The sequence below is a fragment of the Phytohabitans kaempferiae genome (assembly GCF_042433955.1).
Classification (GTDB): domain Bacteria; phylum Actinomycetota; class Actinomycetes; order Mycobacteriales; family Micromonosporaceae; genus Phytohabitans; species Phytohabitans kaempferiae.
Map to the genome: position 1 here is coordinate 278,524 of NZ_JBHLUH010000077.1, position 13,142 is coordinate 291,665.

The window sequence follows — 13,142 nt, forward strand, 5'->3', positions numbered from 1 at the left end:
CGCGACGCCTCCGGCTGGGCGCGCGCGGCCTGGAGGTCAGCGCGAGGCGAACCGCTCGGCGAAGGCTCGCAGGTCGCGCCGCTCGATCGCGGCGGCCATCAGCTCCGGAAACGCGTCGGGCGTACACGCGAAGGCCGGCACGCCGAGTGAGGCGAGCGCGGCGGCGTTGTCGTGGTCGTACGCCGGCGCGCCCTCGTCGGAGAGCGCGAGCAGCACCACCACCTGCACGCCCGCCTCGACCAGCGCGGCGACGCGGCGCAGCATCTCCGCCCGGATGCCGCCCTCGTACAGGTCGCTGATCAGTACGAAGATGCTGTCTCGGGGGCGCGTGACAAGCCCTTGGCAATAGGCGATCGCCCGGTTGATGTCGGTGCCCCCGCCGAGCTGTGTGCCGAAGAGCACCTCCACCGGGTCGTGCAACTGGTCGGTGAGGTCGACGACCGCGGTGTCGAAGACCACGAGCGACGTGCGCAGCGAACGCATCGACGCCAGCACCGCCGCGAACACGCCGGAGTAGACCACCGAGGCGGCCATCGAGCCGGACTGGTCGACGCAGAGGACCACGTCGCGCTGCACCGCGGTGGTGCGCCGCCCGAAGCCGATCAGGCGCTCCGGCACCACCGTGCGGTACTCCGGCTGGTAGTGCTTCAGGTTGGCGCGGATCGTGCGATCCCAGTCGATGTCGGCGTGGCGCGGGCGGTTGATCCGCGTGGCCCGGTTGAGTGCGCCGGTGACGGCGGCCTTGGTCTTGTTGGCGATGCGGCGTTCGAGGTCGTCGACCACCCTTCGCACCACCTGGCGGGCGATGTCTTTCGTCTCGTCGGGCATGACCCGGTTGAGCGAGAGCAGCGTTCCGACCAGGTGCACGTCGGGCTCGACCGCGTCGAGCATCTCCGGCTCCAGCAGGAGGCTGGTGAGGTTGAGCCGCTCGATCGCGTCGGCCTGCATGACCTGCACGACCGTGCTGGGGAAGTATTCGCGGATGTCGCCCAGCCAGCGCGCGACCTGGGGCGCCGACGCGCCGAGCCCGGCCGACCGCTGCCGGCGCGGCCCGTCGCCATCGCCGTCGCCGGCGTCGTAGAGGGCGGCGAGCGCGGCGTCCATGGCCGCCTCGTTACCGGTCAGCTCGCCGAGCGAATCCTCCGCCGGCCCGCCGAGCGCCAGCCGCCACCGGCGCAGCCGCTCATCCATGACGAATCTCCCGCCCGAGCAATGTGGACAGTGTGGGGAGGACGAGCACGGCCCGCTCGGGGTCGACCCGTGCCATCACCGGATCGGCGGCGGCCACTCCGCCCTTGACCCGCTCGCCGATCGAGCGCCGCTCGGGCGGTGCGAACGTGCCGAACGTGCGGCGCAGCAACGGCAGCACGTCGGTGAACGAGTCGGCCGGTACGCCGGACAGCCACTCGTCCACAAGAGACAGCAGCGGCGCGTCGTGTACGAGCAGCAGCCCGCCACCGGCGAGGAAGCCCTCGATCCAGTGTGCGGCGTGTGCCGGCGGCGTGCCCGCGGTCAGAACGAGCCCCATCCGGCGGCGCGTCTCGGCCGCGTCGAGGCGGTCGGCGTCGTACAGCAGGCGGTTGAGCCGTCCGGTGATCAGCCCGTGGATCTGGTCGGAGCCGGCCAGGCCGCCCAGCGCGTCGAGCCACTGCTCACGCATGTCCCGCTTTTTGAGTACTGCCACGCCGCCTGCGCCCGCGCCCGCACCGCCTGCACCGCCCGCGCCCGCACCGCCTGCACCGCCCGCGCCCGCACCGCCGGCACCGTCTGCGCCCGCACCGCCGGCACCGCCCGCGCCCGCGGCGCCCGCACCGCCTGCGCCCGCACCGTCTGCGCCCGCACCGCCGGCACCGTCCGCGCCTGTGGTGGCGGCGTCCGCGCTCGTCGTGGCGGCGCTGTCCGTGTCGGCCATCGGCAACAGCGCCAAAGCGTTGTGCACCGCGTCGATGTGCGTGCGCAGCGAGGCGGCCGCCTCGTCGGAGAGGGAGGAGACCGCGCCGGGCAGGCCGACGCAGATGCGTACGAGCAGACCCTCGGTGACCGCGCGGAGCGCGCTCACGTCGGTGCCGCGCACGTCGCCGTAGCGCAGCGTGCGCGCCAGCGGTGGTACGGCGCCCATCAGGTGGGCCACGTCGGTGTCGAGCGCGGCCCGGGAGTCGAGCGCGCGCAGCACCGCCGGGGTCGCCTCGGGCAGGTCGGCGAGCAGGCATGCCTCGACCAGCGGCGTCACCTCGGCCAGCGCCTCCGCCGTGCGGGCAGCCTCGGTGACCTTGGCGGTGGCCGCGGCGGAGACGGTCGTGCCGTAGCCGCCCGCCTCCACCACCGCGATCGCGAACTCCGGCAGCCACCGCAGCCGCCACTCCTCGCGGAACGTCCCCTTGCCCCGCTGGCCGCCGACCGGCTCGCCCCACGGGATGCCGAGCAGCCGCAGGCGGTGCAGCAGCCGGCTGCGGGCGAGGTCGATGTCGCGGCGGAGGTCGAGGTCGAGCGTGCGTTCGAGCGCCTCGGCCTTCAACCGGAGGCTGCGCTGTTGCGCGGCCAGGTCGCGGGCGAGTGGCACCGCGGGCATGTCGTCGGGCACCTCACCGAGGCGCTCGCTCACCACCAGCCGGCGGCCGATCAGCTCGACCCGCAGATCGTCGCCGTCGCAGAGCACCGCGCGGGTCGCCTCGGTCAGCTCGGCGAGGCCGGCGAGCGGGCGGCCGCGGAGCGTGGCGAGCGCTTCGCTGAGGCGTACGGCCTCGATGACGTGCGCGGACGAGGTCGGCACGCCCTCCTCGCGGAGGATGCCGGCCGCGGCCACCAGCCACCGGGTCACCACCTCGTCGGGGGCGGTGAAGAGGTGGTGGTACCAGCCCGGCGAGCGGACCCCGGCACCGTAGCCCTGCCAGGACGCGAGCCGGCCGTAGGTCCACGGGACCCAGGTGAACGTGACCTTGGCTTTCTTCCGTCCCTTGAGCAGCGCGGTGTCGTGGGCCGCGGTGACCTTGGCGGTCAGCGCCGGCACGTGCCACGCACCGCAGACCACCGCCACGTTGTCGTGCGACCTGCGCACCTCGCGGAGGACACCGCGCATGTACGCCTCGCGTACCAGGTCTTCCGGATCCTCCTCGGCCTCGGCGCGGATGGCCGCCATCGCCTCGGTGATCGCCTCGAAGGCCGGGGCGCCCCGGTGCTCGACCACGTCTTCCCACCAGCGCTCGGGGTCGTCGTAGCCGGCGGCCCGGGCCAGGTCGCCGATCGGGTCGGCCGGGCGCTCGGGCCGCTTGGCCTCCTCGTCACGCGACAGGCGGTAGGCGTAAGGAAGATCGAAAAACCGCACCGGTATGCCGTGCTCGCCCGCCCACCGCAACGCCTGCCACTCCGGCGAGAAGACGGCGAACGGCCAGTACGCGGCCTGGCGTGGATCGTCGGCGGCGTAGCCGAGCAGGGCCACCGGAGGTACGAGCCGCTGGTCGGCGACCCACCGCACCAGCTCGTCGGCCTCGGGCGGACCCTCGATCAGCAGCACGTCGGGGCGCTGCTCGTCGAGCGCGCGCAGCACCGCCTTCGCCGACCCGGGCCCGTGGTGGCGTACGCCGTAGAACTGCTCAGGCATCGCGGGCGGCGCGGTAGAAGGCGGTCCAGCCGTCGCGCTCGCGTACGACCGTCTCGAGGTATTCGCGCCAGACCACCGGGTCGGTCGACGGGTCCTTGACGACCGCGCCCACGATGCCGGAGGCCACGTCGCGGGGGCGGAGCGTGCCGTCGCCGAAGTGGGCGGCGAGCGCCCAGCCGTTGGTGATCACCGAGATCGCCTCGGCGGTGGAGAGCGTGCCGGTCGGCGACTTGAGCTTTGTGCGGCCGTCTTCGGTGAGCCCGGTGCGCAGCTCGCGGAAGACCGTCACCACGCGGCGGATCTCCTCCAGCGCGGGCGGCACCTCGGGCAGCTCCAGCGAGCGGCCGAGCTGCGCCACTCGGCGGGCGACGATGTCGACCTCCTCGTCGGCGGTGGCCGGCACCGGAAGTACGACCGTGTTGAACCGCCGCCGCAGCGCGCTGGAAAGCTCGTTGACGCCCCGGTCGCGGTCGTTGGCGGTGGCGATGATGTTGAAGCCCTTGACCGCCTGCACCTCGCTGCCCAGCTCGGGGCAGGGCAACGTCTTCTCGGACAGGATCGTGATGAGCGTGTCCTGCACGTCGGAGGGGACGCGGGTCAGCTCCTCGACCCGGGCGATGCTGCCCGCCTCCATCGCCCGCATCACCGGGCTCGGCACCAGCGCCGCGGGCGAGGGGCCCTCGGCGAGCAGGCGGGCGTAGTTCCAGCCGTATCGGATCGCCTCTTCGGCGGTGCCGGCCGTGCCCTGCACGAGCAGCGTCGAGTCGCCGGAGACCGCGGCGGCGAGGTGCTCGGAGACCCAGGTCTTGGCGGTGCCCGGCACGCCGAGCAGCAGCAGCGCCCGGTCGGTGGCGAGCGTGGCGACCGCGACCTCCATGAGCCGGCGCGGCCCCACGTACTTAGGGGTGATCTTGCCGCCGTCGCCGAGCAGGTAGGTCACCACCGCCTGGGGCGACAGCCGCCAGCCGGGCGGGCGGGGCCGGTCGTCATCGGCGGCGAGCGCGGCCAGCTCGTCGGCGAACAGCTGCTCGGCGTGCGGTCGCATTACCGTCATCGAAGCTCCTCGTACATCTCGCGGCGGAAGGTCAGTGCGGCGGCCAGTTGCGCGACCGCGATGGACTGGCGGGTCTCGGCTGCTTGCAGGGCCTCGGCGAGGGTGGCGACCCGGCCGGCGAAGCTCACCGGCATCGACGGCGCGGCGCTGCGGCACAGCTCGCCGATGTGCCACGCGTGGCGCCCCTCGGCGGCCAGCGCCTTGATCGCGTCGAGCACCGCCACCGCCAGGTCGTCAGGCCAGGGACCGATCTGCATGGCGATCAGCCGGTGTGCCCGGATCGGGTCGCGCCTGAGCGCCCGCGCGGCGTATCTGGCCAGCTCGTCCGGGGGCAGCGCCTCGTAAAGCTGGGCGGCCAGGGCCTCGTCGGCGGCGTCGAAGTCTCTGTTGACCGGGCGGGACATCTCGTCGGCCAGCCTGGTCACCCACTCCGGGTCGCGCTGCACCACGGCGGCCCGCGCGAGTCCCTTGTGGAACGTGGTGCCCCAGTCGTCGGCGACCGGCAGGGCGAGCACGCGGTCGGCGCCGCGCTCGAACGCGTGGCTCCAGGCGTCGAGCGGCGTGCGGGCCAGGATCTCCTCCAGCAGCCATGCCTGCGGACCGACGCCCCGGGGCGGCCGGGGCTGGACGCCGTCGCGGCGCATGGCGGCGTCGCACTCGGCGGGCGGCGTGACCACGAGCCGGTCGCGGCCAAGCGCGCGCCGCTCCAGCCGCACGCAGGCCAGCGCCCGGTCGGCCATCCGCTGCCGCAGCGCCGAGCCGGGCAGCGCGGTGAGCAGGTCGCTCGCGACGATCCGCACCTCCTTGCGCCGGTCGTCGAGGGCCCGCTCCAGCAGCGGCTCGTCGGCCGGCGAGAGCCCGGTGGCGAGGGCACCGAGGAGCCGCGCGCGGTCTTCCGGGTCTTCGGCGTCGAACGTCTCGGTGAGCAGCGCGAGCCCGGCCGCCGGGTCGCTCGCGCGGAGCGCGGTCAGGTAGGCGAGGCGCTGCCCCGGTGTGCCGGTGGCCCAGTCGTCCGGGTCGGGGTCGGCGGTCGCCTCGCTCAGCAGGTATCGCCAGTCGGCGCGGCGGGCCGCGAGCCAGCCGCCGCGGCGGCCCGCCACGACACCGAGCGCGGTGCGCAGTGCGGTGCGCCGGCGGCCGGCGTCGAGCAGGGACGGAAGCAGCTCGGGCGGCACGCGGTAGCCACGCTCGGCGGCGTGCCTGAGCCAGTCGCCGAGCAGCCCGAGCGCCACCTCGGCGCCACCGGGTACGCCGCCGTCGCCGAGCAGCAGCGCCAGCCGGTGTGCCGCGGCGGCCGGCACCTGCGGGGCGCTCTCCGCCGGCGACGCCTCGATCGGCAGCCGGCCGGGGACGGGCGTGACGCCGGCCCGGGCGTACGCCAGCGCGACCGCGGCGCCCTCCAGCAGCCCGACCGCCCCGTGCCCGTCGAGCCGGACCGAGCCGACCGACGCCCCGGTGTACGGCCGGCGCTCGGTGCCGACCAGCGCGGCGGAGAGCAGGTCTGGCGGGAGCTGCGGACCGCGCCGGTCGCCGATGGGCCCGAGCGGGGCGGGCACGAAGCGGCCGTCGGGCCAGGCGGCGAGCGGGCGGAAGCCTCCCGGACCCCACTCCCCGGCGATGGTCACCGGGCGCCCACCGGTCGTGGCGAACAGCCACCAGGGCTCGTCGTGCCCGGCGCTGAGCGGGAGCGCGTCGCCGGCGGCGTCGACCAGGTGACGGTCGTCGGTGAGGGTCACGCCGGCGAGCAGCATCGGCACGCTCTCGCACCAGGGCTCGGCGGCGATAGCGGCGGACCAGCCGGCGAGTGCCTCCTGGACGCTGAGCGCGCCGGCCGGCGCGGAGTCGGGCTGGCTGCTGCCATGCCGCTCGGCGATCAGGGCGCGCATCGGGAGATTCCCCGGGTACCAGCACAGGTCGGCGTCGACCAGCGTGCCCGGCACCAGGTCGGCGGCGAACGCCTGCCCGATCGGCGCGAACGAGAGCAGCAGCGCGAACCGCCCCGACTCCGTGCCGTGCAGCCAGGTGCGCCGGGTCGCCAGCCGCTCGTCGGCGAGGTCGACCTGGCCGAGCACGTGCCAACGGTCGCGCAGCCGGGAGCCGGCCAGCACATCCTCGGTGGGCACCGGGATGCCGACCCGGGACCGCACGGTGGCGGCGAGCGGCTCGGGCAGCTCGTCGAGCCGGGCGTGCGACGCCACGAGCAGGCGGAGCATGGCCAGCTCGCCGAGCAGGCGGTCGGGCCAGTGCTTGCCGACCCCGGCGATGCGGGCCAGCCGGCGCACCGCATTGGCCGCGCCGGGCGCCTGCGCGTCGACGAGCCGGGCGGCCATCGCCTCGTACGGGCCGTAGCCCAAACGCTCGGCACCGGCCAGCCCTTGCGCGACCTGGTCGGTGAGCCAGCGGTCGAGCTCGTCCATGCCGGCCGCGACCCGGTCGGCGCGCTGCTCGGCCCGCTTGCGCGCGGCATCCGGATCGGCCGAGCCGCGGGGCACCGTCGGGGTGGCGGCCGCGGCGCGCGTGGCGCGGGCCTCGCGGGACGCCCGCCACTCGGTGACCCACTCCGGCGCCGGGGTGTCGGGCGCGCCGCCCGCGGCCCACATCAGCATCAGGCCGAGCGCGTGCTTGCAGGGGAACTTGCGGCTCGGGCAGGAGCACCGGTAAGCCGGCTCGGTCAGGTCGACACACGCCTGGTAGGGATTCTTGCCACTACCTCGGCAGAGCCCCCAGAGCACGTCGCCGTCGCGCCCGGCGGCCTCCCACTTCGTGGCCGCGCTGACCCCCTGAGCGGCGCGGGCGGAGCTGGCATCCGGAGCGAGCGCGACCACCTGCGCGGTGCTCCACCGTTCGATCGGCACGGCAGCAATCTAGAGCCCCCGTGCGACATCTCGGGGACCACCCCTAGATCGACTCAGGGGCGTTTCCGGGGGTGGGCTCCGGGCTGCGGCCCTGATGTCCAGAAATAGATGCGCCCATAGCGTCTATTGGCATGACGGAGTGGCTGGGGTGGGTCGCGGAACTGCCGACGGTGGTCTTCACTGTGGCGTTGAGCGTGATCATGGTGCTCGACGCGATTCCCGTGGTGGGCATCCTCGTCCCCAGCGACGTCGTGGTGCTGACCGCGCTCGGCGCCCGCGGGCCGCTCGGCGGCGGCAGCGTCTTCTTCGCGATCGTGGCCGGCTGCCTCGCCGGCTGGTCGCTGGTGTTCCTCGTCGGGCGGCACCTCGGCCACCGGGTCCGGAGCAGCCGGATCGGCACCTGGATCGGCGAGTCGAGGTGGGCGGCGGCGGAACGCGCGCTGCACCTCGAAGGTGCCCGGATGGTGATGGTCGCCCCGTTCCTCCCCGTACTGAACACTCTGGTGCCGTTGGCCGCCGGTGGGCTCCGGATGCCGTACCGCCGGTTTCTCCGCTGGGCGGCGGTCGGCGCGGCGCTGTGGGGCAGCCTGTACGTGGGGCTCGGCCTGATCGGGCAGGCGGTCGGCGGCGCGCTCGGCGGCACCACGACCACGATGGTGGTCACGGTCGCCATCGGCCTGGCCTTCGGCTGGATCGCCCTCTTCGGTGCCCGCCGCCGTCTGGCCATCGCGGACGCCACGGCCGTCGAGACAGTGGCGGCCGTCACAATTGAGGTACTAGATGGAACAGAGCGCACTGTTCGTAACTTGAGCCGTACAAGCTCAACTAAGGAACGGGGCGCACCTCATGACGACACTTCCGGTTCTGCCATTGACCGACGCGGTGCTGCTGCCCGGCATGGTCATCCCGGTGACCCTCGACACCACGACCCAGTCCGCGATCGACGCCGCCCGCACGTCGGCCGGCAAGAAGCTGCTGGCCGTGCCCCGGCTCGACGGCGAGTACGGCTCGGTGGGCACGATCGCGACGATCGAGAAGGTGGGACGCCTTCCCACCGGCGAGCCCGCGGCGGTGATCCGTGGTCTCGCGCGGGCGCGCATCGGCTCTGGCGTGCCCGGTCCCGGCGCGGCCCTCTGGGTCGAGGCCGCCGAGCTGACCGAGGCGGCGCCGACCGGTAAGGCGAAGGAGCTGGGCCGCGAGTACAAGGCGCTGGTCACCTCGCTCCTCCAGCGCCGTGGCGCGTGGCAGGTCATCGACGCCGTGGAGCGGATGACCGACCTCTCCGAACTGGCCGACTCCGCCGGCTACGCTCCCTGGCTCTCCAACGAGCAGAAGGTCGAGCTGCTGGCGGCCACCGACGTGACCGCCCGCCTGGAGCTGCTGGTCGGCTGGGTCCGCGAGACGATCGCCGAGCAGGAGGTCACCGAGCAGATCAACGAGGACGTCCGCGAGGGCTTGGAGAAGTCTCAGCGGGAGTTCCTGCTCCGCCAGCAGCTCGCCGCGATCCGTAAGGAACTCGGTGAGGAGGAGCCCGACGGCTCCGCCGACTACCGCTCCCGGGTCGAGGCCGCCAACCTGCCCGAGAAGGTGCACAAGGCCGCGCTCGCCGAGGTCAACAAGCTCGAACGGGCCAGCGACCAGTCGCCCGAGGCGGGCTGGATCCGCACCTGGCTGGACACCGTGCTCGAGATGCCGTGGAACACGCGTACCGAGGACAACACCGACCTCGGCGCGGCCCGGTCCGTGCTCGACGCCGACCACGCCGGCCTGGCCGACGTGAAGGACCGCATCCTGGAGTACCTGGCGGTGCGCAACCGCCGGGCGTCCCGCGGCCTGCACGTGGTGGGCGGCCGTGGTTCGGGCGCGGTGCTGGCCCTCGCCGGCCCGCCCGGCGTCGGCAAGACCAGCCTCGGCGAGTCGGTCGCGCGGGCGCTCGGGCGCAAGTTCGTGCGGGTCTCGCTCGGTGGCGTCCGGGACGAGGCGGAGATCCGGGGCCACCGGCGTACGTACGTCGGCGCGCTCCCCGGCCGCATCGTCCGCGCGCTGCGCGAGGCGGGCTCGATGAACCCGGTCGTGCTGCTCGACGAGGTCGACAAGCTGAGTGTCGGCTTCGCCGGCGACCCGGCCGCGGCCCTGCTCGAAGTGCTCGACCCGGCGCAGAACCACACGTTCCGCGACCACTACCTCGAGGTCGACCTCGACCTGTCCGACGTGCTCTTCCTCGCCACGGCCAACGTGATCGAGACCGTTCCCGGCCCGCTGTTGGACCGGATGGAGCTGGTCACGCTCGACGGCTACACCGAGGAGGAGAAGGTCGCCATCGCGCGTGACCACCTGCTCCCGCGCCAGCTGGAGCGGGCCGGTCTCACCGCCGACGAGGTGACGATCGCCGACGAGGCGCTGCGCGAGATCGCCGCCGAGCACACGCGTGAGGCGGGGGTACGGCAACTGGAGCGCGCGCTCGCCAAGGTGCTGCGCAAGGTCGCGGTCGCCCTGTCCGACGGCGGCGAGCCGGTCCGGGTCGACGGGGGCAACCTGAGCAGGTACCTGGGGCGGCCGAGGTTCACGCCGGAGTCGGCGGAGCGTACGGCGGTGCCGGGCGTGGCCACCGGACTCGCGGTGACCGGCGCCGGTGGCGAGGTGCTCTTCATCGAGGCCACGGCCATGGAAGGCGAGCCAGGGCTGACCCTGACCGGCCAGCTCGGCGACGTGATGAAGGAGTCGGCGCAGATCGCCCTCTCGTACCTGCGCTCGCACGGCGCGGAACTCGGGATCGACGCCGCCTCGCTGGCCAAGCGCCGGATCCACGTGCACTTCCCGGCCGGCGCGGTGCCGAAGGACGGCCCGAGCGCGGGCATCACGATGGTGACGGCGCTCGCGTCGCTCGCCTCGGGACGCCCGGTGCGCCCGGAGATCGGCATGACCGGTGAGGTCACGCTGGCCGGGCGGGTACTGCCGATCGGCGGTGTGAAGCAGAAGCTGCTCGCCGCGCACCGGGCCGGGCTGACCGAGGTGATCATCCCGGCGCGCAACGAGCCCGACCTCGACGACGTGCCTGAGGCGGTACGCGAGGCGCTCACCATCCACACGCTCGGCGACGTGGGCGACGTGCTGGAGCTGGCCCTGCGTCCGGCGGAGGAGCGGGCGCCCGCCCTCGCCGCCGCCTGACCGACAACCATCCATGGACCCCGCCCCGCGGCTCTCCCGCGGGGCGGGGTCTTTCGTCGTTACGAGATCGTGATTGATGGGGAATCCGGCTACGAACGGTGAGTGCCGTGGTGGTTGATGGATGGTTGGTGCCGTTTTGTCGCTCAGCATCCAGTTACGGCCACATGGCGAGAGGCGGCAGGTCGAGGATCGGTCCTCCGGCACCGGCGTTACCAACCGGTAGCTCGGGGGTTGTTACAGAGGTCGCTTCGCGAGAGCATCGGCAATGCGTTTGCTACTGGTCGGTAATCGCGGCGAGGTGACCCAGACACGCGTTTCCCCCAACGCTCCTGTACGACTCCGGCGCTTCCCTCCAGCGCCGGTGCCACCCCTCAAGGAGGATCTTGTGAAGGATCCGCAAGGCAATCCGGTGCACGGGCGTACCAGCTGGCGGCGCTTCGCCGCGCTGATGCTCCCCGCGACCGCGCTCGCCGGCGCCGTCGTCTTCGGCATGGCCAACGGCGCCATCGCCGCGTCGTTCTCGGTATCGGGCCAGACGTTCAAGGTCTCCGCCAGCAAGCTGGAGGGGGAGGGCTTCTCGCAGTACGGCGGCGTAGCCAGAGCGAAGGACGGCACCGAGCATCCGGTCGCCATCTCCGGCATCGCCCGTGCCAAGCTCTACGACCTCTGCCAGTCGGTGAAGGTCCCCAACCTCCCGATCGTGCTGACCATCAACGCCGGTGGCGGCGGCAACCCCGCGACCGCGACCGACCTCCTGCTCGACGTCGAGCAGCTCGAAGGCGACGCGACGTTCACCAACATCGACATCGGCATCGACGCCTCCGAGGTGGGCGGCGACCCCGGCACCTTCGGCCAGCGGTCGGACACCGTCGTCATCAACGACCTCAAGCAGGTCGCGCACTCGACCAGCGCTGGCACGTTCACGCTCAAGGGCTTGAAGCTCAAGGTCAACGTGGGCGCGGACGCCAAGGAATGCTTCGTCACCAAGTAGGAGGAGTTGGTGACTTCCTTGACGCCGCAGCACGCACGGACGAACGCGGCGGTACGTGCCTGGCGGACCTTTCGCCGGTGGCGGCGGACCCGACCCTTCTGGGGCGGGCTCTTCACGATCGTCGCCGGCCTGGAGATCTTCGCGACCACTCAGGCGAGCCTTGGCAGTCTCACGTTCCAGATGGGACCGACCGGCTTCCTCTCCTGGCTGATCCCGACGATCCTGGTCACCTGCGGGCTGCTGATGTGGTTCACGCCGGCCCAGCGCATGTTCTACGCGATCGTCGCGGCGATGACGGCCGTCTTCTCGCTCATCGGGGTCAACCTCGGCGGCTTCCTGGTCGGCCTGCTGCTCGGCCTGGTCGGCGGCGCGCTCGGCTTCGCGTGGGCGCCGGTCGCGCCGCCCGAGCCGGGAGAGCCCGCGGAGGAGCCGGCGGCGCCCACGGATGAGGCGGCGGCGCATGTGACTGCGCCGGCCTCGCGACCGACGGAGCCGGTGGCGGGCGAGGAGACGCGGGCGCCCGCTGAGGTGCCGGCGCAGCGTGGCCACCAGCACGGGTCCGATGTGGACACGACGATCGAGATCCCGGTGCGGCAGCCCGATCCAGGGCGGCGGTCCCAGCTCTACGTCGTCACGGTGGTGCTGCTGAGCCTGGCCGCCGTGGGGCTGGTGAGCGTACCGGGCGCGGCGCCGGCGCACGCGGCGCCATGCCCGCCACCGGCGACGCCGGCGCCCGGCGGTACGCCCACGCCGACCCCGTCCACCACGGCGACGCCGGCACCGGGCGGCGATGCCGCGGAGCGGGACGGCGGCGGCAACATCATCAGGGACATCCTCGAAGGCATCGGCGACCTGATCGGCATCGGCGGCGCGCCGGCCGCCCCGGCCAGCCCCGCGCCGACCCCGAGCGGCACGCGGGCGCCGGGCGAGCCGGCCGCGCCAGTGCCCACGCCGTCCTGCCCACCGGGCGTGCCCGGCGATGGCGAGCCGAGCGATCCCGGCGAGGAGACGGCAACCTTTACCAAGCGGGTCGACCCGCCTCGGGACATCACGGGGATCGGCCGCGTTCCGTCGATCCTGACGGGCTCGAAGCTGACAAACTGGCGCCTCAAGTACGTCGGCGTGACCAACCTTCCCGTACGCGGTGGCGGCACGATGGAGGTGCTCTGGTTCGACATCGCCAAGGCGGTGACCGACGACTTCGAGCTGAAGCCGGTGGCGCCCGACGGACGGCGTATGTCGATCAAGGCGAGGCCGCTGACCGTCGAGGGCGGCGTGCGGCTCTTCACGCCGCGCTTCGTAGGCAACCTGTTCGGCATCAAGCAGGTCTACACACCGCGGACCCCGCCGCCGCTGCCGCCGGGCATCGAGGTGCCGGTGCTGCCGATCGTCTTCACCGACGTCGAGGTGCAGTTGGCGTACATCGACTGCGCCGTCCTCAATGGCAAGGACCTGGTCAACACGCCATAGTCCACC

General features: G+C 73.3%; 7 protein-coding genes and 1 pseudogene. 4 read left to right on the forward strand and 4 right to left on the reverse strand.

What is annotated here, in order from left to right; translation table 11 throughout:
• Positions 1 to 36: 36 nt before the first annotated feature.
• Genes ACFFIA_RS36065 through ACFFIA_RS36080 form a run of 4 tightly spaced genes read right to left on the reverse strand, consistent with a single transcriptional unit; the run spans position 37 to position 7,507 of the window.
• Positions 37 to 1,191, reverse strand: coding sequence for a VWA domain-containing protein (locus tag ACFFIA_RS36065; RefSeq protein WP_377260166.1), 1,155 nt, complete (start codon positions 1,189 to 1,191; stop codon positions 37 to 39).
• On the reverse strand, positions 1,184 to 3,598 hold the full coding sequence (locus ACFFIA_RS36070; RefSeq protein ID WP_377260168.1) for a DUF5682 family protein: 2,415 nt from the start codon (positions 3,596 to 3,598) through the stop codon (positions 1,184 to 1,186). Before ACFFIA_RS36070 ends, ACFFIA_RS36065 begins: the two co-directional genes overlap by 8 nt.
• On the reverse strand, positions 3,591 to 4,652 hold the full coding sequence (locus tag ACFFIA_RS36075; protein WP_377260170.1) for an ATP-binding protein: 1,062 nt from the start codon (positions 4,650 to 4,652) through the stop codon (positions 3,591 to 3,593). Before ACFFIA_RS36075 ends, ACFFIA_RS36070 begins: the two co-directional genes overlap by 8 nt.
• Positions 4,649 to 7,507 carry an SWIM zinc finger family protein gene (locus ACFFIA_RS36080; RefSeq protein ID WP_377260172.1) on the reverse strand — a complete coding sequence of 953 codons (2,859 nt, stop codon included), beginning with the start codon at positions 7,505 to 7,507 and terminating at the stop codon, positions 4,649 to 4,651. Before ACFFIA_RS36080 ends, ACFFIA_RS36075 begins: the two co-directional genes overlap by 4 nt.
• 200 nt (positions 7,508 to 7,707) lie before the next feature.
• On the opposite strand from ACFFIA_RS36080, the pseudogene ACFFIA_RS36085 reads away from it, so the two are divergent.
• The 4 genes and pseudogenes from ACFFIA_RS36085 to ACFFIA_RS36100 all read left to right on the forward strand — a co-directional run.
• A pseudogene (locus tag ACFFIA_RS36085) lies at positions 7,708 to 8,052 on the forward strand (DedA family protein); the annotation flags it as partial.
• A 301-nt stretch (positions 8,053 to 8,353) separates the two neighbouring features.
• Entirely contained in the window at positions 8,354 to 10,675 is a 2,322-nt protein-coding gene (gene lon, locus ACFFIA_RS36090) for an endopeptidase La (protein ID WP_377260174.1), read from the forward strand.
• A gap of 448 nt (positions 10,676 to 11,123) precedes the next feature.
• The gene (locus tag ACFFIA_RS36095; protein WP_377260311.1) at positions 11,124 to 11,666 is read left to right on the forward strand and encodes a DUF6230 family protein; all 543 of its coding nucleotides are present in this window, start codon (positions 11,124 to 11,126) and stop codon (positions 11,664 to 11,666) included.
• Between the two features lie 9 nt (positions 11,667 to 11,675).
• Positions 11,676 to 13,136: a DUF6114 domain-containing protein gene (locus tag ACFFIA_RS36100; protein ID WP_377260176.1), complete on the forward strand. Its 1,461-nt coding sequence runs from the start codon at positions 11,676 to 11,678 to the stop codon at positions 13,134 to 13,136.
• Positions 13,137 to 13,142 lie beyond the last annotated feature (6 nt).